The organism is Nocardioides sp. GCM10030259 (genome assembly GCF_042666375.1).
Taxonomy (GTDB): Bacteria; Actinomycetota; Actinomycetes; order Propionibacteriales; family Nocardioidaceae; genus Nocardioides.
This window is the reverse complement of record NZ_JBHTDF010000026.1, coordinates 39,363-64,061: the sequence shown is the minus strand read 5'-3', so window position 1 is coordinate 64,061 and position 24,699 is coordinate 39,363. Positions and strand designations below refer to the sequence as shown.

24 protein-coding genes are annotated in these 24,699 nt (G+C 72.9%); 21 read left to right on the top strand and 3 right to left on the bottom strand.

Going from position 1 to position 24,699, the window contains the following annotated elements; all coding sequences use genetic code 11:
* Positions 1 to 33: 33 nt before the first annotated feature.
* Entirely contained in the window at positions 34 to 489 is a 456-nt protein-coding gene (locus tag ACFQQI_RS23885; RefSeq protein ID WP_378569119.1) for a hypothetical protein, read from the top strand.
* A 21-nt stretch (positions 490 to 510) separates the two neighbouring features.
* Here ACFQQI_RS23885 and ACFQQI_RS23880 read toward each other — a convergent pair whose 3' ends face one another.
* A complete protein-coding gene (locus tag ACFQQI_RS23880; protein WP_378569118.1) occupies positions 511 to 915 on the bottom strand; it encodes a PPOX class F420-dependent oxidoreductase in 405 nt (134 codons plus the stop codon).
* A 66-nt stretch (positions 916 to 981) separates the two neighbouring features.
* On the opposite strand from ACFQQI_RS23880, the gene ACFQQI_RS23875 reads away from it, so the two are divergent.
* The 20 genes from ACFQQI_RS23875 (at position 982) to ACFQQI_RS23780 (ending at position 23,576) form a co-directional block, all read left to right on the top strand.
* Positions 982 to 2,001: an NADPH:quinone reductase gene (locus ACFQQI_RS23875; RefSeq protein ID WP_378569117.1), complete on the top strand. Its 1,020-nt coding sequence runs from the start codon at positions 982 to 984 to the stop codon at positions 1,999 to 2,001.
* Positions 2,002 to 2,072: 71 nt separating this feature from the next.
* Positions 2,073 to 2,270 carry a hypothetical protein gene (locus ACFQQI_RS23870; protein ID WP_378569116.1) on the top strand — a complete coding sequence of 66 codons (198 nt, stop codon included), beginning with the start codon at positions 2,073 to 2,075 and terminating at the stop codon, positions 2,268 to 2,270.
* A 163-nt stretch (positions 2,271 to 2,433) separates the two neighbouring features.
* Positions 2,434 to 3,024, top strand: coding sequence for a bifunctional pyr operon transcriptional regulator/uracil phosphoribosyltransferase PyrR (gene pyrR / locus ACFQQI_RS23865; protein ID WP_378569115.1), 591 nt, complete (start codon positions 2,434 to 2,436; stop codon positions 3,022 to 3,024).
* Positions 3,021 to 3,977, top strand: coding sequence for an aspartate carbamoyltransferase catalytic subunit (locus ACFQQI_RS23860; RefSeq protein WP_378569114.1), 957 nt, complete (start codon positions 3,021 to 3,023; stop codon positions 3,975 to 3,977). The genes pyrR and ACFQQI_RS23860 overlap by 4 nt, the downstream gene beginning before the upstream one ends.
* Entirely contained in the window at positions 3,974 to 5,260 is a 1,287-nt protein-coding gene (locus tag ACFQQI_RS23855; RefSeq protein ID WP_378569113.1) for a dihydroorotase, read from the top strand. The genes ACFQQI_RS23860 and ACFQQI_RS23855 overlap by 4 nt, the downstream gene beginning before the upstream one ends.
* A complete protein-coding gene (carA, locus tag ACFQQI_RS23850; RefSeq protein WP_378569112.1) occupies positions 5,260 to 6,474 on the top strand; it encodes a glutamine-hydrolyzing carbamoyl-phosphate synthase small subunit in 1,215 nt (404 codons plus the stop codon). The genes ACFQQI_RS23855 and carA overlap by 1 nt, the downstream gene beginning before the upstream one ends.
* The gene (carB, locus tag ACFQQI_RS23845) at positions 6,474 to 9,785 is read left to right on the top strand and encodes a carbamoyl-phosphate synthase large subunit (protein WP_378569111.1); all 3,312 of its coding nucleotides are present in this window, start codon (positions 6,474 to 6,476) and stop codon (positions 9,783 to 9,785) included. The genes carA and carB overlap by 1 nt, the downstream gene beginning before the upstream one ends.
* On the top strand, positions 9,778 to 10,800 hold the full coding sequence (locus tag ACFQQI_RS23840) for a quinone-dependent dihydroorotate dehydrogenase (RefSeq protein WP_378569110.1): 1,023 nt from the start codon (positions 9,778 to 9,780) through the stop codon (positions 10,798 to 10,800). The genes carB and ACFQQI_RS23840 overlap by 8 nt, the downstream gene beginning before the upstream one ends.
* Before the next feature lie 157 nt (positions 10,801 to 10,957).
* Positions 10,958 to 11,770 carry an orotidine-5'-phosphate decarboxylase gene (gene pyrF, locus ACFQQI_RS23835; RefSeq protein WP_378569109.1) on the top strand — a complete coding sequence of 271 codons (813 nt, stop codon included), beginning with the start codon at positions 10,958 to 10,960 and terminating at the stop codon, positions 11,768 to 11,770.
* The gene (locus ACFQQI_RS23830; protein ID WP_378569108.1) at positions 11,767 to 12,198 is read left to right on the top strand and encodes a hypothetical protein; all 432 of its coding nucleotides are present in this window, start codon (positions 11,767 to 11,769) and stop codon (positions 12,196 to 12,198) included. Before pyrF ends, ACFQQI_RS23830 begins: the two co-directional genes overlap by 4 nt.
* 82 nt (positions 12,199 to 12,280) lie before the next feature.
* Positions 12,281 to 12,601, top strand: a complete 321-nt coding sequence (gene mihF, locus ACFQQI_RS23825) for an integration host factor, actinobacterial type (RefSeq protein WP_378569107.1) — start codon at positions 12,281 to 12,283, stop codon at positions 12,599 to 12,601.
* On the top strand, positions 12,594 to 13,172 hold the full coding sequence (gmk, locus tag ACFQQI_RS23820) for a guanylate kinase (RefSeq protein ID WP_378569106.1): 579 nt from the start codon (positions 12,594 to 12,596) through the stop codon (positions 13,170 to 13,172). Before mihF ends, gmk begins: the two co-directional genes overlap by 8 nt.
* 9 nt (positions 13,173 to 13,181) lie before the next feature.
* Positions 13,182 to 13,505 carry a DNA-directed RNA polymerase subunit omega gene (gene rpoZ / locus ACFQQI_RS23815; protein ID WP_378569105.1) on the top strand — a complete coding sequence of 108 codons (324 nt, stop codon included), beginning with the start codon at positions 13,182 to 13,184 and terminating at the stop codon, positions 13,503 to 13,505.
* Positions 13,506 to 13,522: 17 nt separating this feature from the next.
* Complete coding sequence (gene coaBC / locus ACFQQI_RS23810; protein ID WP_378569530.1) at positions 13,523 to 14,728, top strand: bifunctional phosphopantothenoylcysteine decarboxylase/phosphopantothenate--cysteine ligase CoaBC; 1,206 nt, start codon at positions 13,523 to 13,525, stop codon at positions 14,726 to 14,728.
* A gap of 79 nt (positions 14,729 to 14,807) precedes the next feature.
* Positions 14,808 to 15,998, top strand: a complete 1,191-nt coding sequence (gene metK / locus ACFQQI_RS23805; protein WP_378569104.1) for a methionine adenosyltransferase — start codon at positions 14,808 to 14,810, stop codon at positions 15,996 to 15,998.
* 112 nt (positions 15,999 to 16,110) lie between these two features.
* On the top strand, positions 16,111 to 18,681 hold the full coding sequence (locus tag ACFQQI_RS23800) for a M4 family metallopeptidase (RefSeq protein WP_378569103.1): 2,571 nt from the start codon (positions 16,111 to 16,113) through the stop codon (positions 18,679 to 18,681).
* 38 nt (positions 18,682 to 18,719) lie between these two features.
* On the top strand, positions 18,720 to 20,759 hold the full coding sequence (locus ACFQQI_RS23795; protein WP_378569102.1) for a primosomal protein N': 2,040 nt from the start codon (positions 18,720 to 18,722) through the stop codon (positions 20,757 to 20,759).
* 20 nt (positions 20,760 to 20,779) lie between these two features.
* On the top strand, positions 20,780 to 21,325 hold the full coding sequence (def, locus tag ACFQQI_RS23790) for a peptide deformylase (RefSeq protein ID WP_378569101.1): 546 nt from the start codon (positions 20,780 to 20,782) through the stop codon (positions 21,323 to 21,325).
* Positions 21,325 to 22,248: a methionyl-tRNA formyltransferase gene (gene fmt, locus ACFQQI_RS23785; protein ID WP_378569100.1), complete on the top strand. Its 924-nt coding sequence runs from the start codon at positions 21,325 to 21,327 to the stop codon at positions 22,246 to 22,248. Before def ends, fmt begins: the two co-directional genes overlap by 1 nt.
* Positions 22,245 to 23,576, top strand: a complete 1,332-nt coding sequence (locus ACFQQI_RS23780) for an RsmB/NOP family class I SAM-dependent RNA methyltransferase (RefSeq protein WP_378569099.1) — start codon at positions 22,245 to 22,247, stop codon at positions 23,574 to 23,576. The genes fmt and ACFQQI_RS23780 overlap by 4 nt, the downstream gene beginning before the upstream one ends.
* Here the strand turns inward: ACFQQI_RS23780 and ACFQQI_RS23775 are convergent.
* Positions 23,569 to 24,150, bottom strand: coding sequence for a hypothetical protein (locus ACFQQI_RS23775; RefSeq protein ID WP_378569098.1), 582 nt, complete (start codon positions 24,148 to 24,150; stop codon positions 23,569 to 23,571). The two genes, ACFQQI_RS23780 and ACFQQI_RS23775, sit on opposite strands and share 8 nt — an antisense overlap.
* Positions 24,147 to 24,653, bottom strand: a complete 507-nt coding sequence (locus ACFQQI_RS23770) for a SigE family RNA polymerase sigma factor (protein ID WP_378569097.1) — start codon at positions 24,651 to 24,653, stop codon at positions 24,147 to 24,149. The genes ACFQQI_RS23775 and ACFQQI_RS23770 overlap by 4 nt, the downstream gene beginning before the upstream one ends.
* Positions 24,654 to 24,699: the final 46 nt, after the last annotated feature.

Genomic DNA, 24,699 nt, shown 5'->3' with positions numbered 1-24,699 from the left:
ATCCACACCGTCGGGACGGCCTACCATCAGGCCATGACCATCCTCCAGGCCCGCCCGTCCGGCCGCGGCAAGGCGGCCGACCGAGCGGTCGGCGACCTCGGCTGGAACGGCGAGCGGTGGCGGCGCTGGGACGGCAAGCGGTGGATCGCCGCGACGTACTCGCTCCAGCCGGCGCTCCTCCACGGCGCCGCCCAGCCGAGCACGTGGCCGACGCTGCCGGCGGAGAGGCTCGAGCGCGGCCTCGCCCTGGCCGTCGAGCGACAGGTCGTCGACCAGGGTGGCACCGTGGTGCTCGAGGGGCCGCACGGCCCGGTGCTGGGGTACCGGTCGCGTGTCAACCACTTCCTGCACGCCCTGCTGACCGTCGTCACGATGGGGATCTGGGCGTTCTTCTGGCTTCTCAGCGTGCTGGACCGGGGCCAGGACCGGCTGCAGATCCAGATCGACGAGTGGGGGCACGTCTGGGCGCACCGGGCAGCGCGCGGCTGACGGGTCCGGGGCCGACGGACGTCAGTGCTTCGCGGCGCCCCAGCCGTGCCAGCGGTCGATCTCCATCCAGGCGCTGATGCGCTGGCTCTCGTGGTTGGGGTACGGCTTCCCGCCGTAGTGCCGGCTGAGCCGGTCGATGTCGGTGAAGTCCTCGTCGTCGTACGTCTCGACGACGCGACCGACGAGCGAGACGTGGGTGTACCAGTTGCCCTCGTCGAGCACGGTCAGGCTCAGCCGGGGGTCGCGCCGGAGATGTCCGAGCCGCACCCGGGTGTGGTCCATGTTGAGCAGCACCCGGTCGCCCTCGAGCACGTACCAGGTCGCCACCGTCACCGGAGCGCCGTCGGAGCGCAGCGTCGCCACCACGGCCGGGTTCGGCTTCTCGAGGAGCGCGCGGACGTCCTCGGGGAAGGGGAGCTCGGGCATGGATGAACCTCCTGGGTCGGGTTACCTCTGGTAGTGGTGGTGTACCCACCCCCGCGAGAGGAAGCCATGCGCGCAGTCGTCTACCGCGAGACCGGCCCGTCGTCCGTCCTCCAGCTGGTCGAGCGTGACCTGCCCGAGCCCGGGCCGGGGGAGGTGCGGGTGCGGGTCGTCCGCGCCGGGGTCAACCCGACCGACTGGAAGTTCCGCGCCGGCATGATGAGCGGGTACGCCGAGGTCACGCCCGGCCAGGACGGCGCGGGCGTCGTCGACGCGGTCGGCGACGGGGTGACCGGGTTCTCGGTCGGCGACCGCGTGTGGGTGGTGCTCGCCCAGCACGGCCGGGCCCACGGCACGGCGGCGGAGCACACGGTGCAGCCGGTGGCCAACGTCGTACGGCTGCCCGACAACGCCGACTTCGACCTCGGCGCCAGCATCGGCGTCCCGGCGGTGACGGCGCACCGCGCGCTGACCGCGTCGGAGTTCGGCCCCGCGCGCCTCGGGCCGGGTGCACTGGCGGGGCGCGTGGTGCTGGTCGCCGGCGGCGCGGGTGCGGTCGGCAACGCCGCGATCCAGTTGGCGCGCTGGGCCGGGGCGACCGTGGTCACGACCGTCAGCAGCGAGGAGAAGGCCGCGCTGGCCGTCGCGGCGGGCGCCCACCACACGGTGGACTACACGGCCGGCGACCCGGCCGACGCCATCCGGTCGTTCGCGCCCGACGGCGTCGACATCGCCGTCGAGGTCGCTCCGGCCCAGAACGTCGGCCTCGACCTCGACGTCGTCAAGGTGCACGGCCTGGTCTCGATCTACGCCAACAACGGCGGCGACGAGATGACGATGCCGCTGCGGGTGGCGTTCGGGAAGAACCTGCGCTTCCAGTTCCTGATCCTCTACACCCTCGACGCCGGCCTGCTGCGGGCCGCGGTCGACGACGTCTGCGCCGCGCTCGCCGACGGGGCCCTGCGGGTCGGCGACGACGCCGGGCTCCCGCTGCACCATTACCCGCTGGAGCAGACGGCCGCCGCCCACGACGCCGTCGAGGCCGGCGCGGTCGGCAAGGTCCTGGTCGACGTCACTGACGCCCCCTGAGAGGGGTAGTTCGTCCACAGGGGACCGCGGGCGGGTGGCGCTGACTCGACCGCACGGGGGAGACTGGCACGGTGGACGACGCGCAGACCTGGACCCTCATCGGAGGGTTCGTCGCCCTGGTGGTGGCGATGATCGCGCTCACGCTGCGCACAGTGCGCGCCGAGATCGGCGTCCTGCGAGCTGAGTTCGGCACCATCATCGTGAAGATCGATCACATCGACCGCGACGTGCAGGCCCTGACCGACCGGCTGATGGGCGGACGCGAATAGCACCGTCGAGGGCGGCGCGGTCGGCAGGTCCTGGTCGACGTGTCCGACGCGTGAGAAGCCGGCCGGTCCGGTTCGGCCGCGCGCCGAGCGCGGGGTAGGGTGACTCCCGATCGACATCCTTTAACGAGCCGTCCCGTGAGGCGGAGAAGGAGGTCCGGGGCCGTTGCCTGCGCACCCTCAACCCAGCCCGTCGGCGTCGTCCGACGGAGCCCGCGTCGTCCTCGACGCCGGTGACATCCAGCGGGCGCTGACCCGCATCTCCCACGAGATCCTCGAGCGCAACAAGGGCGCCGACGACCTCGTCCTGCTCGGCATCCCCAGCCGCGGCGTGCCGCTCGCCCGGCGGATCGCCGAGCGGATCGCCTCCGTCGAGGGGTACGCCGTGCCGGTCGGGTCGCTCGACGTGACGATGTACCGCGACGACCTGCGCCTCAAGCCGGCGCGGGCGCTGCTGCCGACCGAGATCCCGCCCGGCGGCGTCGACGGCCGCACGGTCGTGCTGGTCGACGACGTGCTGTTCTCCGGCCGCACGATCCGGTCCGCGCTCGACGCGCTCAACGACATCGGCCGCCCCAAGGCGGTGCGCCTCGCGGTGCTGGTCGACCGCGGCCACCGGGAGCTGCCGATCCGGGCCGACTTCGTCGGCAAGAACCTCCCGACGTCCCTGGTCGAGCGGGTGAAGGTCACGCTGGAGGGTGTCGACGACGTCGACGCGGTCACGATCCAGGGCATCCCGGGGGAGGTCGTCGAGTGAAGCGCCACCTGCTGAGCGCGGGCGACCTGAGCCGCGACGACGCCGAGCTGATCCTCAGCACCGCCGCCGAGCTCCGCGAGCTCGCCGACCGGCCGATCAAGAAGCTGCCCGCACTGCGCGGCCGCACCGTGGTCAACCTCTTCTTCGAGGACTCCACCCGCACCCGCATCTCCTTCGAGGCGGCCGCCAAGCGGCTCTCGGCCGACGTCATCAACTTCGCCGCGAAGGGCTCGAGCCTGTCGAAGGGCGAGAGCCTCAAGGACACCGCGCTGACGCTCGAGGCGATGGGCGCCGACGCGGTCGTCGTACGCCACGGCGCCAGCGGCGCCCCGCACCGCCTCGCCCACTCCGGGTGGGTCCGGTCCAGCGTGGTCAACGCCGGCGACGGCACCCACGAGCACCCCACGCAGGCGCTGCTCGACGCGTTCACGATGACCCGGCACCTCGGCCAAGGGAAGACGAAGAGCCTCGACGGGCGACGGGTCGCCGTGGTCGGCGACGTGCTGCACAGCCGGGTCGCCCGCTCCAACGCGCTGCTGCTGCACACGCTCGGGGCCGAGGTCACCCTCGTCGCGCCGCCGACGCTGCTGCCGGTCGGCGTCGAGACGTGGCCGGTCGAGGTCTCCTACGACCTCGACGCGGTGATCCCGAAGGCCGACGCCGTGATGATGCTGCGGGTCCAGCGCGAGCGGATGAGCGGCGGGTTCTTCCCGACCGCCCGCGAGTACTCCCGCCGCTACGGCCTCGACGGCCGCCGGATGGCGACCCTCCAGGACCACACGATCGTCATGCACCCCGGCCCGATGGTCCGAGGGATGGAGATCACCGCGGACGTCGCCGACAGCGACCGGTCCGTCATCGTCGAGCAGGTCACCAACGGCGTCGCCGTGCGGATGGCCGTCCTGTACCTGCTGCTGGGCGGAAGCGCGCCCGCCGTCGGAGGAGAAGAGTGAGCACCACCTACCTGATCAAGAACGTCTCGGTCCTCGGCGGTGCACCGACCGACCTGCTGCTCCACGACGGTGTGATCGGCGACGCTGCCGACTCCCCCGAGGGAGCCGAGGTCATCGACGCGACCGGCCTCGTCGCGCTGCCCGGCCTCGTCGACCTGCACACGCACCTGCGCGAGCCGGGCCGCGAGGACGCCGAGACCGTCGAGTCCGGCACCCGGGCTGCCGCCCTGGGCGGCTTCACCGCGGTGCACGCGATGGCCAACACCGAGCCGGTCGCCGACACCGCCGGCGTCGTCGAGCAGGTCTGGCGGCTCGGCCGCGAGGCGGGCTACTGCGACGTCTTCCCGGTCGGAGCCGTCACCGTCGGCCTGCGCGGCGAGCAGCTCGCCGAGCTGGGCGCGATGGCCGACTCCGCCGCGCGGGTCCGGGTCTTCTCCGACGACGGCAAGTGCGTGAGCGACGCGGTGCTGATGCGCCGGGCGCTGGAGTACGTCAAGGCGTTCGACGGCGTCGTCGCCCAGCACGCCCAGGAGCCGCGGCTGACCGAGGGCGCCCAGATGAACGAGGGCGAGCTCTCCGGCCGCCTCGGGCTGGCCGGCTGGCCCGCGGTCGCCGAGGAGGCGATCATCGCCCGCGATGTCCTGCTCGCCGAGCACGTCGGGTCGCGCCTGCACGTCTGCCACGTCTCCACCGCCGGGTCGGTCGAGCTGATCCGCTGGGCGAAGGCCAAGGGCGTCCAGGTCACCGCCGAGGCGTGCCCGCACCACCTGCTGCTCACCGACGACCTGGCCGCGACGTACGACCCGATCTACAAGGTCAACCCGCCGCTGCGCACGGCCGCCGACGCGGAGGCGCTCCGCGCCGGCCTCGCCGACGGCACCATCGACATCGTCGCCACCGATCACGCGCCGCATCCCCACGAGGACAAGGACTGCGAGTGGGCGGCCGCGGCGTTCGGCATGCTCGGCCTCGAGACGGCGCTGTCGATCGTGCAGCAGACCATGGTCGACCCCGGACTGCTCGACTGGGCCGGCGTCGCCGAGCGGATGTCCCACGCCCCGGCTCGCATCGGCCGGGTCTCCGACCAGCACGGCCGTCCGGTAGCGATCGGTGAGCCCGCCAACGTCGTGCTCTACGACCCGGCCGCCACCCGCACGATCGACCCGAGCGAGTCGGCCAGCCTGAGCCGCAACACGCCCTACCGGGGCATGGAGCTGCCCGGCCGGGTGGTCGCCACGTTCCTGCGGGGCAAGGCCACCGTGCTCGACGGGAAGCTGGCCTGATGGGCGCCGCCATCCTGGTCCTGGAGGACGGCCGGACCTTCCACGGCGAGCCCTTCGGCGCCGAGGGCGAGACGTTCGGCGAGGCGGTCTTCAACACCGGCATGACCGGCTACCAGGAGACGCTCACCGACCCGTCGTACCACCGCCAGGTCGTCGTGATGACCGCTCCCCACATCGGCAACACCGGCGTCAACGACGAGGACCCGGAGAGTAGGAAGATCTGGGTGGCCGGGTACGTCGTGCGCGACCCCGCTCGCCGCTCCTCGAGCTGGCGGGCACGCCGCACGCTCGACGACGAGCTGCGCGAGCAGGGCGTCGTCGGCATCTCCGGCATCGACACCCGCGCCCTGACCCGCCATCTCCGCGAGCGCGGCGCGATGCGGGTCGGCATCTCCTCGACCGAGAGCGACCCGGCAGCGCTGCTCGAGCGGGTGCGTGCCGCGGGGGAGATGGCCGGCGCCGAGCTCGCCTCGGAGGTCTCCACACAGGAGACCTACGTCGTGCCTGCCATGGGTGAGAAGAGGTTCACCGTCGCGGCTCTCGACCTCGGCATCAAGACCATGACGCCGCACCGGATGGCCGAGCGCGGCATCGAGGTGCACGTGCTGCCGGCGACCGCGACGCTCGACGAGATCAAGGCGGTCGCACCGGACGGGCTGTTCTACTCCAACGGCCCCGGCGACCCGGCCGCGACGACCCACCAGATCGAGGTGCTCCAGGGCGCGCTCGCCGCGGGGATCCCGTACTTCGGCATCTGCTTCGGCAACCAGCTCTTCGGCCGGGCGCTCGGCTTCGGCACCTACAAGCTCAAGTACGGCCACCGCGGCATCAACCAGCCCGTGATGGACCGCACCACCGGCAAGGTCGAGGTGACCGCCCACAACCATGGATTCGCGGTCGACGCCCCGCTCGACGGCAGCACGAGCACGCCGTACGGCGAGGCGAGCGTCAGCCACGTCTGCCTCAACGACGACGTGGTCGAGGGCCTCGAGCTCCGCGACGCCGGCGGGAGGCTGAAGGGCTTCTCCGTCCAGTACCACCCCGAGGCAGCCGCCGGCCCGCACGACGCGGCGTACCTCTTCGACCGGTTCGTGAGCCTCATGGGTGGTTTCGAGACAGGCGCCAGCGCGCCTTCCTCAACCACCGACACGGTGGTTGAGGAGGTTGCGCAGCAACCGTCTCGAAACCACCACGACAATGGAGAGGACGCCTGATGCCCCGCCGCGAGGACATCAAGAGCGTGATGGTGATCGGCTCCGGTCCGATCATCATCGGCCAGGCCTGCGAGTTCGACTACTCGGGCACCCAGGCCTGCCGGGTGCTGAAGGCCGAGGGCCTGCGGGTGGTCCTCGTGAACTCCAACCCCGCGACGATCATGACCGACCCCGAGTTCGCCGACGCGACGTACGTCGAGCCGATCACGCCGGAGTTCGTCGAGAAGGTCATCGCCAAGGAGCGCCCCGACGCGCTGCTGCCGACGCTGGGCGGCCAGACGGCGCTCAACGCGGCCATCGCGCTGCACGAGCGCGGCGTGCTGGAGAAGTACGGCGTCGAGATGATCGGCGCGAGCTTCGAGGCGATCCACCGCGGCGAGAACCGCGAGCTGTTCAACGGGATCGTGGAGAAGGTCGGCGGCGAGGTCGCGCGCAGCTTCGTCTGCCACTCGCTCGAGGACTGCGAGAAGGCCGTCGCCGAGCTCGGCTACCCGGTCGTGGTGCGCCCGTCGTTCACCATGGGCGGCACCGGATCGGGCATCGCGTTCGACGAGGGCGACCTCGCCCGGATCGCCGGAGCCGGCCTGGCCGCCAGCCCGACCACCGAGGTGCTGATCGAGGAGTCGATCATCGGGTGGAAGGAGTACGAGCTGGAGGTGATGCGCGACAAGGCCGACAACGTCGTCATCGTCTGCTCGATCGAGAACCTCGACCCGATGGGCGTGCACACCGGCGACTCGATCACGGTCGCGCCCGCGATGACGCTCACCGACCGCGAGTACCAGCACCTGCGCGACCTGGCGATCGGCATCATCCGCGAGGTCGGCGTCGACACCGGCGGCTGCAACATCCAGTACGCCGTCAACCCGGCCGACGGCCGGGTGATCGTCATCGAGATGAACCCCCGCGTCTCCCGGTCGAGCGCGCTGGCGTCCAAGGCGACCGGGTTCCCGATCGCGAAGATCGCGGCGAAGGTCGCGATCGGCTACACCCTCGACGAGATCCCCAACGACATCACCACCCGAGAGGATGGCCAGAGCACCCCGGCGGCCTTCGAGCCGACGCTCGACTACGTCGTGGTCAAGGTGCCGCGGTTCGCGTTCGAGAAGTTCCCGGGCGCCGACCCGGCGCTGACGACGCACATGAAGTCGGTGGGCGAGGCGATGGCGATCGGCCGCAACTTCACCGAGGCGCTCCAGAAGGCGCTGCGGTCGTTGGAGAGCAAGGACGCGCTCTTCGACTGGCACCAGGAGTGGGTGGAGCTCGACAAGCCCGCCCTGCTCGACGCGATCCGCACGCCGCACGACGGCCGGCTGAAGAAGGTCATGGACGCGATCCGGGCGGGCGCGACGCCGGAGGAGATCTTCGCGGCCACCGGCATCGACCCGTGGTTCGTCGACCAGCTGGTGCTGATCAACGAGGTGGCCGCCGAGGTCACCGCCGCACCCGAGCTGACGCCCGGGCTGCTGCGCAAGGCCAAGCGGCACGGCTTCTCCGACGTGCAGATCGGCAAGATCCGCGGCATGAGCGCCGACGTCGTCCGCGGCGTGCGCCACGCGCTCGGCATCCGCCCGGTCTACAAGACGGTCGACACCTGTGCGGCCGAGTTCGCCGCGGCCACGCCGTACCACTACTCGTCGTACGACGAGGAGACCGAGGTCGCCCCGCGCGAGCGGCCAGCCGTGATCATCCTGGGCTCCGGGCCCAATCGGATCGGGCAGGGCATCGAGTTCGACTACTCCTGCGTCCACGCCTCGCTCGCGCTCTCCGAGGCGGGCTACGACACGGTGATGGTCAACTGCAACCCCGAGACCGTCTCGACCGACTACGACACCTCCGACCGCCTCTACTTCGAGCCGCTGACGCTGGAGGACGTGCTCGAGGTCGTGCACGCCGAGGAGCAGGCCGGCCCGGTCGCGGGCGTGATCTGCCAGCTCGGCGGCCAGACGCCGCTGGGGCTCGCGCAGGCGCTCAAGGACAACGGCGTCACGATCGTCGGCACCTCGCCCGAGGCGATCCACCTCGCCGAGGAGCGGGGCGCGTTCGGGCACGTGCTCGCCCAGGCCGGGCTGCCGGCGCCCAAGCACGGGCTCGCGACGAGCTTCCGCGAGGCCCAGGGGGTCGCGGCCGAGATCGGCTACCCGGTGCTGGTGCGCCCGTCGTACGTGCTCGGCGGCCGCGGCATGGAGATCGTGTACGACGACGCAGCGCTGGAGGGCTACATCGAGCGGGCGACCGAGATCAGCCCGGAGCATCCAGTGCTGGTCGACCGGTTCATCGACGACGCCGTCGAGATCGACGTCGACGCGCTCTACGACGGCGAGGAGCTCTTCCTCGGCGGCGTCATGGAGCACATCGAGGAGGCCGGCATCCACTCCGGCGACTCGTCGTGCGCGCTGCCGCCGATCACGCTGGGGGACAGCGAGATCGGCCGGATCCGCGAGGCCACCGAGGCGATCGCCCGTGGCGTCGGTGTGCGCGGGCTGCTCAACATCCAGTACGCGCTCGGCTCCGACGTCCTCTACGTGCTCGAGGCCAACCCGCGCGCCAGCCGGACCGTCCCGTTCGTCTCCAAGGCGACCGCGACACCCCTTGCGAAGGCGGCGGCCCGGGTGATGATGGGGGAGTCGATCGCCTCGCTGCGCACCGCCGGCATCCTGCCGGCGTCGGGCGACGGCGGCACGCTGCCGCCCGACCAGCCGATCGCGGTCAAGGAGGCCGTGATGCCGTTCAACCGGTTCCGCACCCCCGACGGGCGCCAGGTCGACACGGTGCTCGGGCCGGAGATGAAGTCGACCGGCGAGGTGATGGGCCTCGACGCCGACTTCGGCAGCGCGTTCGCGAAGGCGCAGGCCGGCGCGTTCGGCCCACTGCCGACCGGCGGCCGGGTCTTCGTCTCGATGGCCAACCGCGACAAGCGCACGATGATCTTCCCGATCAAGGTCCTCGCCGACCACGGGTTCCAGATCCTCGCCACGCAGGGCACCGCCGAGGTGCTGCGCCGCAACGGCGTGCAGGCCGACATCGTGCGCAAGCACTGGGAGGGCGAGGGTCCGAACGGCGAGAAGACCACCGTGCAGCTGATCCTCGACGGCGAGATCGACCTGGTGATCAACACCCCGCACGGCTCCGGCTCCGGTGGGTCCGCCCGCCTCGACGGCTACGAGATCCGCACCGCCGCGGTGATGGCCAACATCCCGTGCATCACCACGGTGCAGGGCCTCGGCGCGGCCGTGCAGGGCATCGAGGCGCTCGAGCGTGGCGACATCGGCGTCATGTCGCTGCAGGACTGGGCAGCCCACGGTGGTTGAGGTCTACCGCGCCCTCTTCGACCGCGTCCTGAGCCGGACCGATCCGGAGCGGGCGCACCACACGGCGTTCCGGGCGATCCGGGCAGCGCGGCCCGCTGCCGGCCTGAGGCGTACGCCGGGGACGCCGGTGCGCGCGATGGGGCTGACCTTCCCCAACGTGCTCGGCCTGGCCGCCGGCTTCGACAAGAACGCGGTCGGCATCGACGCGCTCGGTGCCCTCGGGTTCGGTCACGTCGAGGTCGGCACGGTCACCGGCGAGGCGCAGCCCGGCAACCCGACGCCCCGGCTCTTCCGGCTCCCCGACGACCGCGCGGTCGTGAACCGGATGGGGTTCAACAACGACGGCGCCGAGGCCGTGGCGGTCCGGCTGGCCATGCGCGACCGCGGCCGTAGCGAGATCGACCACAGCGGGCCGGTCCTCGGGATCAACATCGGCAAGAGCAAGGTCGTCCCCGAGGACGAGGCCGTGCGCGACTACGTGAAGTCGGCCCGGCTGCTCGCGCCGTTCGCGGACTACCTGGTCGTCAACGTCAGCTCGCCGAACACCCCCGGCCTGCGCAACCTCCAGGCCGTCGAGAAGCTCGAGCCGATCCTGACGGCGGTCCAGCACGTCGCGCACGGCGTCCCGCTGCTGGTGAAGATCGCGCCCGACCTGGCCGACGACGACGTGCTCGGCGTCGCCGACCTCGCGCTCGCGATCGGGCTCGACGGCATCATCGCCACCAACACCACGATCTCGCGCGCCGGCCTGAGCACGCCGGCCGCGCGCGTCGAGGAGATCGGCGCCGGCGGCCTCTCCGGCCGCCCGCTCACCGAGCGCTCCCTCGAGGTGCTGCGCCTGCTGCGCGGCCGGGTCGGCCCGGACCTCACGCTGATCGGCGTCGGCGGCATCACCACCGTCGACGACGCCCGCGCCCGCCTCGACGCCGGCGCGACCCTGCTCCAGGGTTACACCGCATTCATCTACGAGGGGCCGCTGTGGCCCCGCCGGATCATCAGGGGAGTCGCCGGGTGACGCCGGGCGGCGGTGGCTCCTCCACCTTCCCGAGGCCGCGGACGGTGGATCTCCCACCGCCCCCGGGCGCCGACCCGGGCAGGCGGTGGCTGCTCCACCTCCTGCGCTCGGAGTTCGGTGGATCTCCCACCGCCGCACGGACCAGCGAGGAGAACTGATGACGTTCGGAGCCCGCCTGCACGCGGCGATCGAGGCCCGCGGCCCGTTCTGCGTCGGCATCGACCCGCACGCCGCGCTGCTGCACGGCTGGGGTCTCGACGACGACGTGGCCGGCCTGGAGCGGTTCGCGCTGACGGTCGTCGAGGCGGTCGCGCCGCACGTCTCGGTCGTGAAGCCGCAGTCGGCGTTCTACGAGCGCTTCGGCAGCCGCGGCGTCGCCGTCCTGGAGCGGGTGATCGCCGAGTCGCGGTCCGCCGGCGCGCTGGTGCTGCTCGACGTGAAGCGCGGCGACATCGGCTCGACCAGCCAGGCGTACGCCGACGCCTACCTCGACCCGACCTCGCCGCTCGCCTCCGACGCGATCACGGCCAGCCCGTACCTCGGGTTCGGCTCCCTCGACCCGATGATCGACACCGCCCGCAAGCACGACGCGGGTGTGTTCGTGCTCGCGCTGACCTCCAACAAGGAGGGGCCCGAGGTCCAGCACGCCCGCGCCGACGACGGCGGCACGGTCGCCGGGGGCGTGCTCGCCCACCTGCGCCGGCTGAACGCCGACGCTACGCCGCTCGGGTCGTTCGGTGCGGTCATCGGCGCGACCATCGGCGACGTCGAGGAGGACTTCGCGTTCAACGGGCCGATCCTCGCGCCCGGGTACGGCGCGCAGGGCGGCACCACCGCCGACCTGCGCCGGATCTTCGGCGCCGATCCGGCCGTCCTGCCGAGCTCCTCGCGCGAGGTCCTGGCGGTCGGTCCCGACGTCGCCGCGATGCGCGACGCCGTACGACGCACCAACGACGAGCTGCGTTCGTGAGGCGACTCCTCGTCCTGCTCCTGGCCGTGGTGCTGCTGGGCGGCTGTGGTGACGACGGCGACGCCTACTGCGACGCGGTCGCCGAGCGGCAGGAGGAGCTCAGCGAGATCGTCGGCGGGGGCAGCCCGGATGCGCTGATCCAGGCGCTCGACATCTTCCGTGAGCTCCAGGACGAGGCGCCGTCGGACATCTCCGACGAGTGGCAGCAGGTCGTCAGCAGCGTCGAGGGGCTCGAGCAGGCGCTCGACGACGCGGGCGTCGACCCCGCGACGTACGACCCCGAATCGCCGCCCGCCGGGCTCGGCGAGGCCGAGCAGCAGGAGATCGCGGCGGCCGCCTCGCGGCTCGGGAGCGCCGAGACGGCGCAGGCGCTGCAGGCTCTCGACCAGCAGGCGCGAGACGTCTGCAAGACGCCGCTGACGCTCTGACCCAGATTGCTGGTCCGAGACGGTTCTGACTAGATTGCTGCTCTCGGCCCTCCATCGATCTCGACCAGAAGGACCCACACTCGTGGCTCTGCCTCCGCTCACTCCCGAACAACGCCAGGCGGCTCTCGACAAGGCCGCCGCCTCCCGGAGGGAGCGTGCCGAGGTCAAGAACCGTCTGAAGAACTCGGGCGCCTCGATCTCCGAGGTGATCGAGGAGGGCCAGCGCAACGAGGTCATCGGCAAGATGAAGGTCATCGACCTGCTGCAGTCCATGCCGGGCCTCGGCAAGGTCCGCGCCCGCCAGCTGATGGAGAAGCTCGGGATCGCCGAGAGCCGCCGGGTCCGCGGCCTGGGCACCAAGCAGGTCGCGGCGCTCGAGAAGGAGTTCGCCGCGCGTGACTGACGCGCGACGCTCGCGCCTGGTGGTCCTCGCCGGCCCCACGGCCGTGGGCAAGGGCACCGTGGCGGCCGACGTGCGCCGGCGGCACCCCGAGGTCTGGCTGTCCGTCTCGGCGACGACGCGCGCGCCGCGGCCGGGGGAGCAGGACGGCGTCCACTACTGGTTCGTCGACGACGCCCGCTTCGACGAGATGGTCGAGCGCGGCGAGCTCCTCGAGTGGGCGGTGGTCCACAAGGCCGCCCGCTACGGCACCCCGCGCCAGCCGGTCGAGGAGGCGCTCGCCGCCGGACGGCCGGCCATGCTGGAGATCGACCTCCAGGGAGCCCGCCAGGTCCGCGACTCGATGCCCGAGGCGCTCTTCGTGTTCCTCAAGCCGCCCTCCTGGGAGGAGCTCGTGCGCCGGCTCGTCGGCCGCGGCACCGAGACCGAGGAGGAGCGCGAGCGCCGGCTCGAGACCGCGCGTCACGAGCTGGCCGCCGAGGCGGAGTTCGACGTGAGCATCGTCAACCACGAAGTTCACGCTGCCGCGGAGGAGTTGGTAGCCTTGATGACGCAAACCCCAACCGACCAGTGAGGCTCACGCGTGTCTGCCCCCAACATCGCCGCCGAGGGCGTCACCAACCCCTCGATCGACGACCTGCTCACCAAGACCGACAGCAAGTACAAGCTGGTCCTGTTCAGCGCCAAGCGCGCCCGGCAGATCAACGCCTACTACTCGCAGCTCGGTGAGGGCCTGCTGGAGTACGTCGGCCCGCTCGTCGACACGCACGTCCAGGAGAAGCCGCTCTCGATCGCGCTCCGCGAGATCAACGACGACCTGCTGGTCTGCGAGGACATCGACCCCGCCGAGCTCGCCGCCGAGGAGGCCGCCGCGCAGGCTGCCGCCGCCGACGCCGGCGACGCCTGAGCGTCGGGGGCACTTCCCTGACCAGGGTCGTCCTCGGGGTCTCGGGCGGCATCGCGGCGTACAAGGCCTGCGAGCTGCTCCGGCTGTTCACGGAGTCCGGGCACGACGTGACGGTCGTCCCGACCGCGGCGGCCCTCGAGTTCGTCGGCGCCCCGACCTGGGCCGCGCTCTCGGGCAAGCCGGTCGCCACCGACGTGTGGACCGGGGTGCACGAGGTGCCGCACGTCCGGATCGGCCAGGAGGCCGACCTCGTCGTCGTGGCCCCGGCAACGGCCGACCTGCTCGCCAAGGCGGCGCACGGCCAGGCCGACGACCTGCTCACGAGCACCCTGCTGACGGCCCGCTGCCCCGTGGTGTTCGCACCGGCGATGCACACCGAGATGTGGGAGCACCCCGCCACCGGCGCCAACGTCGCCACCCTGCGTGACCGCGGCGCCCTCGTCATCGAGCCCGCGGAGGGCCGGCTCACCGGCAAGGACACCGGCAAGGGCCGGCTGCCCGACCCCGAGGAGATCTTCGACGTCTGCCGCGACCTCCTCGATCGGGGCACGTCGAGCCTCGACCTGGCCGGCCGCCACGTGGTCGTCTCCGCGGGCGGCACGCGGGAGTACCTCGACCCGGTCCGCTTCCTCGGCAACCGCTCCTCGGGGCTCCAGGGCTACGCGCTCGCGCGCGCTGCCGCGGCCCGTGGCGCCGAGGTCACGCTCGTCGCCGCCAACGTGACCCTGCCCGACCCGGCGGGCGTCAAGGTGGTGCGCGTGGAGACCACCGAGCAGCTGCGCCAGGAGGTCGTCGCCGCCACCGCGTCCGCCGACGCGGTCGTCATGGCCGCCGCGCCGGCCGACTTCCGGCCGACCGCCGTCAGCGACGCCAAGATCAAGAAGGCCGCCGACGGCTCGGCGCCGCCGATCGAGCTGACCCAGAACCCCGACATCCTCCTCGAGATCAGCACCGAGCGGGCGCGCGCGGGCCAGGTGATCGTCGGATTCGCCGCCGAGACCGGCGACGACACCGGTTCGGTCCTCGAGCTCGCCCGCGCGAAGCTGGCCCGCAAGGGCTGCGACCTGCTCGTCGTCAACGACGTCAGCGGGGGAGCCGTCTTCGGCAGCCCCCACAACGAGGCGATGATCCTCGCTGCCGACGGCGTCGTCGACGTACCCCATGGCCCCAAGGCGGCGCTCGCGCACGTCATCTGGGACCAGGTCGTCTCCCGGCTCCGATGAAGAACCGCGAGACCCTCATCCCGACATGCGGGACGCCGGATATGGTGTGCCCCGACAAAACCCGAAGCAAGGAGCAACAGTGACCGGACGTCTCTTCACGTCAGAGTCGGTGACCGAGGGGCACCCGGACAAGATCGCCGACCAGATCAGCGACTCGGTCCTCGACGCGATGCTCGAGCAGGACCCGCACAGCCGGGTGGCCGTCGAGACGCTGCTGACGACCGGCCTGGTCGTCGTCGCCGGCGAGGTCACGACGACCGGCTACGTCGACATCAAGCAGAAGGTCCGGGACCGGATCCTCGAGATCGGCTACGACTCCTCGCTCAAGGGCTTCGACGGCGCCTCCTGCGGCGTCATGGTCGCGATCGGCGGCCAGTCCGGCGACATCGCCCAGGGCGTCGACACCGGCCACGAGAGCCGCACCGGCTCGACCGATGCCATGGACAAGCAGGGCGCGGGCGACCAGGGCCTGATGTTCGGCTACGCCTGCGACGACACCGACGTGCTCATGCCGCTGCCGATCGTGATGGCGCAGCGCCTCGCGGAGCGCCTCACGTTCGTCCGCAAGGACGGCACGCTGCCCTACCTCCGTCCCGACGGGAAGACCCAGGTCACCATCGAGTACGACGAGGACAACCGGCCGCTGCGCGTCGACACCGTCGTGCTGTCCTCGCAGCACGACGACGACACCCAGCTCGACACGCTCGAGGCCGACGTCAAGAAGCACGTCATCGACCCCGTGCTCGCCGGCTTCGACCTCCCCTCCGAGGGCTACCGCCTGCTGGTCAACCCGACCGGTCGCTTCGTCGTCGGCGGCCCGATGGGCGACGCCGGCCTGACCGGCCGCAAGATCATCGTCGACACCTACGGCGGCATGGCCCGTCACGGTGGCGGCGCCTTCTCGGGCAAGGACCCGTCGAAGGTCGACCGCTCCGCGGCGTACGCCATGCGCTGGGTCGCCAAGAACGTCGTCGCCGCCGGCCTCGCGAAGCGCTGCGAGGTCCAGGTCGCGTACGCCATCGGCAAGGCGCAGCCCGTCGGCGTCTTCGTGGAGACCTTCGGCACCGGCACCGTGGCCGACGAGAAGATCCAGCAGGCGGTCCTCGAGGTGTTCGATCTCCGCCCCGCCGCGATCATCCGCGACCTCGACCTGCTCCGCCCGATCTACGCCAAGACCGCGGCGTACGGCCACTTCGGCCGCGAGCTCCCCGAGTTCACCTGGGAGAAGACCGACCGCGCCGAGGCGCTGAAGCGAGCCGTCGGCCTCTGAGCCGCGTCGTCACGAGCTCCGCGCTGACCCGTCAGGAACCTCCTGGCGGGTCAGCCTCATTTCGACCACGTACAGTCGAGGGGTCCAACCGTCCACTCTCGGGAGTGTCCTGGTGCCTGCGAAGGCCGGACCCGCGTGGCTGGTCGCGCTGGTCCTCGCCATCGGATCCCTGGTCGCCGTCGGCGGCCCTGCGAACGCTGCGCCCGATCCCGAGAGCCAGGCGCTCGCGCGGCTCGACCAGGACGCCGACCGGCCGCTCACGGTCCGTGAGGCACCGGACGGCACGGCGGAGTTCGTCGGCGTGCCCGCACGCGGCGAGGTCGACCACCCGGGCGTCGACCCGTCGATGGGCGCCGGTGCGGCGGCCGACGCCGCCGTGAGGCGGTACGGCGCGGCCGTCGGCACGGCGCAACCGGGCACCACGGTCGAGCGCACCTCGGTGCAGTCGACCCTGGCGGGCGAGGTCGCCCGGTACCAGCAGCAGGTCGACGGCGTGCCGGTCATCGGCGGCCAGGTCGTCGTCGGGCTGCGCACCGACAACAGCCTGTCGTCGCTGCAGTCGACGACGACCACCCAGACGGAGGTCGACGACGCGGAGGTGACCGAGCAGGCTGCGGTCGACGCCGCCGTCCAGGTCGTGCGGCGTGACACCGGGGCGACCGGCCTCCGGGCGACGAGCCGGGGTCGCTGGCTGTTCGATCCCGCTGCGCTCGGCCAGCCGGACTACCGCCCCGCGGGCGGCGTGTGGCGCATCGAGGTGTCCGACCGCGGCGCCGTGCGGCACCTCGTCCTCGTCGACGACCAGGACGGCACGATCGCCCTCGACATCGACGAGAACCAGCAGATCGATCGCGTGGTGTGCAACAACAACAACGTCCGGCGCTCCACCGACGTCGCGTGCACCTCGGGATTCGCCCGCACGGAGACCAGCGGGACGAGCGCGGTGGCGGACGTCAACTCGGCCTTCGACCTGAGTGGGATCGTCTCGGGCTTCTACAGCCAGGTCGGTGGCATCGACATGACCGACCTGCTCGGGATCGATGTCGGCGGCATCCCGCGGCTCGCGTCGACGGTGCGCTGGTGCTACACCGGCACGGCCAACCCGTGCCCCTACCCGAACGCGTTCTGGAACGGCAGCCAGATGTACTACGGGGCCGGCTACGCGGGCGCGGACGACGTGGTCGGCCACGAGATGACCCACGGCGTCATCGACCAGTTCTCCGAGCTCTTCTACTGGGGCCAGTCCGGCGCCATCAACGAGTCGATCGCCGACATCATGGGCGAGATCGTGGACCAGCGGAGCGACACCCCCGGCGAGCCCCCCGACGTCTGGGACCTGGGCGAGGAGATCCCGGGCGGGGCCATCCGCAACCTCGCCGACCCGCCGGACTTCGACCAGCCCGACCGGATGACCAGCGAGCTGTACAGCGTCGACGGCGTCCTCGACAACGGCGGCGTCCACATCAACAGCGGCGTCGGCAACCACACGGCGTACCTGATCTCGCAGGGCGGCACCTTCAACGGCGTCACGGTCGACGGCATCGACGGCGCGGACCCGACCCTGGCCAAGTCGGCCGCCCTGTACTTCGACGTGCTCGTCTCCCTGAGCACCGGCGCGGACTACGCCGACCTGGCCGACGTCCTCGAGCAGTCCTGCGCCGACCTGGTCGCCGCGGGTGAGTTCGTCGCCAGCGACTGCGCAAGTGTTGCGGCCGGCGTCGCGGCCACCGAGATGAGGTCGGCTCCCTTCGGGACGCCGGTCGACGCTCCCGCCACCTGCCCGGCCGGGACGACGCAGCGAGTGCTCGTCGACGGGCGCGGTGACGCCTCCTCGTTGTTCCAGCCCGGTCCGACCTGGGCGTACGGCCAGCTCGCGGGCTGGGGGAGCAAGGCACACACCGGTGACAGCACTTGGTACTCCACCGACCCCGACGACATCACGGACAGCAGGCTCACGCTCCGGACGGGCGTCGCCCTGCCCGCCGGCCAGGCGAGCTACCTGCACTTCTACCAGTGGCGGCTGTTCGACTCCGAGTTCAACGGCGACTACACCTTCTACGACGGCGGCACCGTACGCGTCAACGGAGCCAACGCCGCGTCGATGCCGTGGGTCAACGGACCGACCGACGTGCTCGACGATCGGTTCGGGAATCCGGCGGGCGGCCAGCTCGCCTTCTCCGGGCACACACAATCCGTGATCGCCAGCCGGCTGGACCTGAGCGCCTTCGCCGGGACGACCGTCACCCCGAGCTTCCGGCTGGCTGCCGACAACGGGGTGGCCGGCGTCGGCTGGTTCCTCGACGACATCGTCATCTACACCTGCGACCCGGCCCCCGCTCTGCCGGGCGGCACGGCGCCGCCACCGGCACCCGCCCCGCTGCCGCCGCCTCCGGCGCCGCAGCCGAGCGCGATCACCGCCGCGAAGCCCGTGATCAAGGGCACCGCCCGGGTGGGCAAGCGGCTCACGGCCCGGCCGGGCGCGTGGCAGCCGGCCGGGGTCACGCTCGGGTACCAGTGGCTGCGCAACGGCAAGGCGATCACGAAGGCGAAGAAGTCGCGGTACGTGCTGGTCGCCAAGGACCGGGGCAAGCGGATCTCGGTGCGGGTGACGGGCCGGAAGGCTGGATACGTCACGGCATCGGCCACGTCGAAGGCCACCGCCAAGGTCAAGCCCAGGCGCTGACCGCGTGGCCGTCGCCGGCCGCTGGTAGAACTTCGCCCATGGCCGACGACGACCACCCCGAGCTGTTGCCCGGGCTGGCGCGCGCGGAGGTCAAGGCGTCGCAGGCGAAGGCCCGGGCCACCCGGGCGCGCAAGACCGCGGAGGCGGAGCCGGCGGCGGTCGACCCGGTCGCCCGCGTCCTCGTCGACGTGCCGCTGGCCCACCTGGACCGACCGTTCGACTACGCCGTCCCCGCGGCGATGGCCGACGCCGCCGTGCCCGGCGCGCGGGTGAAGGTGCGCTTCGCCGGGCAGGACGTCGACGGCTTCGTGATCGCCCGCGGCAGCGAGAGCGACCACACCGGCCGCCTCTCCCCGTTGCGTCGCGTGGTCAGCGCCGAACCCGTGCTGCACCCGCACATCGCGGCACTCGCCGGCGAGCTCGCGGAGAGGTACGCCGGCACCCGCTCCGACGTGCTCCGCCTCGCGATCCCCAACCGGCACGCGACGACCGAGAAGGAGCCGTCCGCCCCGGCCGGCCCGTGGCGGCACGATCCCGACGGCGGAGAGGTGGCGTGGGCGGGACACGAGCCGGGACCGGCCTTCCTGCGCCACCTCGCTGGCGGCGGCAGCCCCCGGGCGGTGTGGGCGGCGGCGCCCGCCACCGACTGGCCGCTGCTGGTCGCGCACGCCGCTGCCGCGGCGCGCGCCTCCGACCGCGGCGTCGTGATCTGCGTCCCCGACGGCAAGGACGTCGCCCGCGTCGACCGTGCGCTGACGAGCGTGCTGGGGGAGGGCCACCACGTGACGCTCACGGCCGAGTCGGGCCCGGCCCAGCGCTACCGCGACTTCCTTTCGGTCAGCCGCGGCGCTCGCCAGGTCGTCGTCGGCACCCGGGCCGCCGCGTTCGCACCCGTGCGCGACCTCGGGCTCGTCGTGATCTGGGACGACGGCGACGACCTGCACGCCGAGCCCCGCGCGCCGTACCCCCACACCCGCGAGACCCTCCTGCTGCGCGCCGAGCGCGAGGGCGCGGGTGCGCTGATCGGCGGCTTCGTCCGGACCGTGGAGAGCGCCTACCTGCTCCGCACGGGGTGGGCGCAGGAGATCGGTCCCGACCGGGCGGAGGTACGCCGCCGGCTCACCGTCTCGATCGCCGGCGAGGAGACCCACCGTGACGTGCACGCCCGCGGCGCGCGCATCCCCCGCGAGGTGCACCTGGCCATCCGCGAGGCGATCGAGACGGGGCCGGTGCTGGTGCAGACGCCGCGGCTCGGCTACGTCAACGCGCTGGCCTGCGAGCGGTGCCGCACCCCCGCGCGCTGCACGACCTGCCGCGGACCGCTCGCGCTCCGCGGACCGGCCGTGCCGCCGGCCTGCCGGTGGTGCGGCGTGGCCGACGAGGCGTGGGCGTGCGCGGAGTGTGGTCACCGCGGGCTCCGGGCGCCGGTGCTCGGCGACGCCCGCACCGCCGAGGAGCTCGGCCGTGCGCTGCCGGGGGTTCGGGTGCGCACCAGCTCCGGCGACTCGGTGCTGGCCGACGTCTCCGCCGTCAAGCAGGTCGTCGTGGCCACGCCGGGCGCCGAACCGGTCGCCGAGGGCGGGTACGCCGCCGTCGTGCTCCTCGACACGTGGCTGCTGCTCTCGCGCATCGACCTGCGCGCCGGCGAGGAGGCCCTGCGCCGCTGGGCCAACGCGGCCGCGCTCGTCCGGCCCGGCGGCCGGGTGGTCGCGGTGGGGGAGCCGGCCCACCCGACGCTGCAGGCCCTGGTGCGCTGGGACCCCGCCGGGCACGCCGCCCGCGAGACCGACGAGCGGGTCGCCGCCCACCTGCCGCCCGCGAGCCGGCTGGCCACGATCACCGGCGAGCCGGGAGCGGTCGACGACGCGCTGACGCTGCTGGCGGCCCCGGCGTCCGCCGAGGTGCTCGGGCCGGTCGCCCTGGACGCGCGGGGTGCCGAGGGGGAGTCCCGCGTCGTCGTCCGCGTGCCACGAGCGGAGGGTGTGGCGCTGTCGCGGGCGCTCGGTGAGCTTCAGCGGGTGCGCTCGGCGCGCAAGCTCGACGCCGTACGCGTGCAGGTGGATCCGCCCACGCTGTGACGGCTCCCTAGGATGGTCCGGTGCCCATCCAGCCCATCCGCCTCTTCGGCGACCCGGTCCTGCGCAAGCCCGCGATCGAGGTCGTGGACTTCGACAAGGAGCTGCGTCGCCTCGTCGCGGACCTCACCGACACGATGATGGACGCACCCGGGGCCGGGCTCGCGGCGCCGCAGATCGGCGTCGGGCTGCGCGTGTTCACCTGGTACGTCGACGGCGAGCTCGGCCACCTGGTCAACCCCACGCTGACGCTGTCGTCGGACACCCAGCACGGCCCCGAGGGCTGCCTCTCGATCCCCGACCTGAGCTTCGACTGCACCCGCGCGCTGTCGGTGGTCGCCCACGGCTTCGACATGCACGGCGAGCCGGTCGTGATCGAGGGCTCGGAGCTGCTCGCCCGCGCGATCCAGCACGAGACCGACCACCTCGACGGCGTCCTCTTCGTCGACCGGCTCGACGCCGAGGCCCGCAAGGCCGCGATGAAGGCGATCCGCGAGTCGGAGTGGTTCGGCCTCGAGCAGCCCACCGTCAAGGTGTCGCCCCACGCCACCCGCGGACTCGGCATCTGATGCGGGTCGTCTTCGCCGGCACCCCCGAGGTCGCCGTCCCCGCCCTGGACGCCATCGCCGGGTCTAAGCACGACCTGGTCGGCGTCGTCACCCGGCCCGATGCCCCCGCCGGACGCGGGCGCAGGCTGACCCCCAGTCCGGTCGCGCAGCGCGCCGAGGAGCTCGGCGTACCCGTCCTGAAGCCGGAGCACCCGCGCGACCCGGACTTCCAGGACGCCCTGCGCGACCTGAAGGCCGACTGCTGCGCGGTGGTCGCGTACGGCGCGCTGCTGCCGCAGTCCGCCCTCGACATCCCGCCGCACGGGTGGGTCAACCTGCACTTCTCGGTGCTGCCGTCGTGGCGCGGCGCCGCGCCCGTCCAGCACGCGATCTGGGCCGGCGACGAGGTGACCGGAGCGACGACGTTCCGGATCGTCAAGGCGCTCGACGCGGGTCCGACGTTCGGGGTGATGACCGAGCGGATCCGCCCGACCGACACCGCGGGCGACCTGCTCGGCCGGCTCGCCGAGGGCGGCGCCGGGTTGCTGGTCCTCACGCTCGACGGCATCGAGGACGGCTCGCTCGAGGCCCGCCCGCAGCAGGCCGAAGGCATCTCCCTCGCGCCGAAGGTGCTGGTCGACGACGCGCGCGTCGACTGGACCCGGCCGGCGGTCGCGATCGACCGGCAGATCCGCGCGTGCACGCCCGCACCCGGGGCGTGGACGACGTACGCCGGCGAGCGGGTCAAGCTCGGACCGGTCAAGCTCACCGACCTGCCGGTGGAGCCCGGCCGCCTCGAGGTGGGGAAGAACGTCGTGCTCGTCGGTACCGGCACCCACGCCGTGCAGCTGGGCGAGGTGAAGGCGTTCGGCAAGAAGCAGATGCCCGCCGCCGACTGGGCTCGCGGACTGCGCCTCGAGAGCGGCGCGAGCTTCGGGCCATGACGCGCCGCAGCCGGGTGGATCCCGCGCGGCTGGTCGCCTTCGAGGTGCTCAAGGCCGTGCGGGTCGACGACGCCTACACCAACCTCGTGCTGCCGTCGCTGCTCCGGCGCCACGGCCTCTCCGGGCGCGACGCGGCCTTCGCCACCGAGCTCGCGTCGGGCACGATCCGCTGGCGTGGCCTGTACGACGCCGTGCTGGCCGCGTGCATCGACCGGCCGCTGCGCAAGGTCGAGGCGAAGGTGCTCGACGCGCTGCGGCTCGGCTGCCACCAGCTGCTGGCGATGCGGGTGCCGAGCCACGCCGCGATCAGCACCACCGTCGACCTGGTCCGCGACCGCGTGAGCGCGGGGGCCGCCGGCTTCGCGAACGCCGTGCTGCGCAAGGTCTCCCAGCAGGACCGCGGGGCCTGGGTCGCCGCGGTGGCGCCCGACCTCGCGACCGCCTGGAGCCACCCGGCCTGGGTCGTCGACGAGCTGCGGGCCGCCCTCGGCCGCGACGACGAGCTGCCCGCGCTGCTGGCGGCCGACAACGAGCCGCCGCGGGTGACGCTCGTGGCGCGCCCCGGACGGGCGACTCGCGACGAGCTGCCGGGGGAGCCGACCGCACTCTCGCCGTACGCCGTCACGATGACAGGCGGTGATCCCGGCGAGGTGTCGGCGGTCGCCGAGGGCCGTGCCGGAGTGCAGGACGAGGGATCACAGCTCGTGGCCGTCGCCGCCGCTGCCGCACCGCTCGAGGGGGCAGACGCCCGCTGGCTCGACCTGTGCGCCGGCCCGGGCGGCAAGGCCGCGCTGCTCGCCGCACTGGCGGCCGAGCGCGGGGCGAGCCTGGTCGCCTCCGAGCGCCAGCCGCACCGGGCCGGCCTGGTGCGTACGGCGCTGCGGGGTGCCGACGCGGTCGCCGGCGTGGTCGCAGCGGACGGCACGGCAGCGCCGTACCGTCCCGCTGCCTTCGACCGGGTGCTCGTCGACGCGCCCTGCACCGGGCTCGGTGCGCTGCGGCGCCGGCCGGAGGCGCGGTGGCGGCGCCGCCCCGCCGACCTTGACGAGCTGGCCACCCTCCAACAGCGGCTGGTCCACAGCGCACTGGACCTGACCCGGCCGGGCGGGATCGTGCTCTACGCGACCTGCTCGCCGGTGCTCGCCGAGACGCGCGGCATCGTCGAGGCGGTGCTGGCCGATCGGCAGGACGTCTCGCTGGAGGACGCCGGCGCGCTCCTGCCGCAGGTGGCCGATGGGGCCGGGCCGCTGCCCGGGACCGTCCAGCTCTGGCCGCACCGGCACGGCACCGACGCGATGTTCGTGGCGCTGCTGCGGAAGGTCAGCTGACCCAGGTCAGGGCCCGGCCGACCTCGTCGACCTGCGCCTGGGTGGTCCCGGGCGACGGAGCGACGGTCGCGAAGAGCCGGCCGTGGGCCTTGCTGACCCAGGTGTGCACGCCGGCCAGCACGTCGGCCTTGGCGGGGTCGAGGTAGTCGACGCGCGACGACGCAGCTCGCACGGTCACCACGACCGTCCCGCCGTCCTTGGCGCACGTGAACTTCTCGTCGCCGGGCTCCGAGCACTCCCACGTGGCGTCGTCGACGAACACCGGGGTGCCCGGCGGCGGCACGACCGCGCTCGGGGTCGGGCTCGGGGTCGGGGTCGGGTCCGACGCGAGGCCGGGCTCGGCGCCGGGCGTACGTCCGGCGCCGCCGAGCGAGGCGCCGACGATGCCGACGACGGTGATGCCGGCGGCGACGCCGCCGAGGGAGGCGAGCGCCGTACGCCGCCGCCGCATCCGGGTGCCGGCGCGGGTGGAGGCGCTGATCAGGCGGTCGAGGTCGGGGTGCTCGTCGGCCATCCGATCGCGCAGCGCGGTGTCGAAGCCGTCGGGGGAGTCGAAGGAGGTGTCGTCGGTCATGAGGTGGTCCTCTCGGTGAGGTCGGCGAGCAGCGGCCGCAGCCGCTGGAGCGCGCGATGGCATCGGGTGCGGACGGCCGTCTCGGTCAGGCCGAGGTCGTGGGCCGTGTCGGCGACGCTGCGGTCCTCCCAGTAGCGCAGCACCAGCACCGCCCGGTCGTGCGGCGGCAGGGTGGCGAGCGCGTCCAGCAGGTCCAGCCGCGTCGTGGGGTCGCCCTCCGGCCCGGAGCGCTCCGGCAGGAGGGTGGGATCGGCCGGCAGCTCGCTGTTGCGACGCAGCCGGCGGTGCGAGAGGTACGCGTTGAGCAGCGTCTTCCGGGCATAGGCCAGCGGGTCGTCCGCCCGCGACACCCGCCGCCAGGAGGCGTAGACCCGGGCGTACGTCGCCTGGGTCAGGTCCTCCGTCAGGTGGTGGTCACCGGTGAGCAGCAGCGCCGCTCGGTGCAGCCGGGGCCCGGTGGTCCGCACGAACTCGGCGAACTCCTCGGCGTCGTTCCTCGTCACACCCGATCAGACTCCTCGACCCCGGCACCGTGTTGCACCCGGCACG

What these genes read in the sequence shown, in the direction of transcription:
- fmt (WP_378569100.1), top strand. Translation starts at nt 21,325, where the DNA reads ATGCGGGTCGTCTTCGCCGGCACCCCCGAGGTCGCCGTCCCCGCCCTG.
- carA (WP_378569112.1), top strand. Translation starts at nt 5,260, where the DNA reads ATGGGCGCCGCCATCCTGGTCCTGGAGGACGGCCGGACCTTCCACGGC.
- carB (WP_378569111.1), top strand. Translation starts at nt 6,474, where the DNA reads ATGCCCCGCCGCGAGGACATCAAGAGCGTGATGGTGATCGGCTCCGGT.
- ACFQQI_RS23775 (WP_378569098.1), bottom strand. Translation starts at nt 24,150, where the DNA reads ATGACCGACGACACCTCCTTCGACTCCCCCGACGGCTTCGACACCGCG.
- ACFQQI_RS23885 (WP_378569119.1), top strand. Translation starts at nt 34, where the DNA reads ATGACCATCCTCCAGGCCCGCCCGTCCGGCCGCGGCAAGGCGGCCGAC.
- ACFQQI_RS23795 (WP_378569102.1), top strand. Translation starts at nt 18,720, where the DNA reads ATGGCCGACGACGACCACCCCGAGCTGTTGCCCGGGCTGGCGCGCGCG.
- ACFQQI_RS23875 (WP_378569117.1), top strand. Translation starts at nt 982, where the DNA reads ATGCGCGCAGTCGTCTACCGCGAGACCGGCCCGTCGTCCGTCCTCCAG.
- ACFQQI_RS23880 (WP_378569118.1), bottom strand. Translation starts at nt 915, where the DNA reads ATGCCCGAGCTCCCCTTCCCCGAGGACGTCCGCGCGCTCCTCGAGAAG.
- pyrF (WP_378569109.1), top strand. Translation starts at nt 10,958, where the DNA reads ATGACGTTCGGAGCCCGCCTGCACGCGGCGATCGAGGCCCGCGGCCCG.
- ACFQQI_RS23780 (WP_378569099.1), top strand. Translation starts at nt 22,245, where the DNA reads ATGACGCGCCGCAGCCGGGTGGATCCCGCGCGGCTGGTCGCCTTCGAG.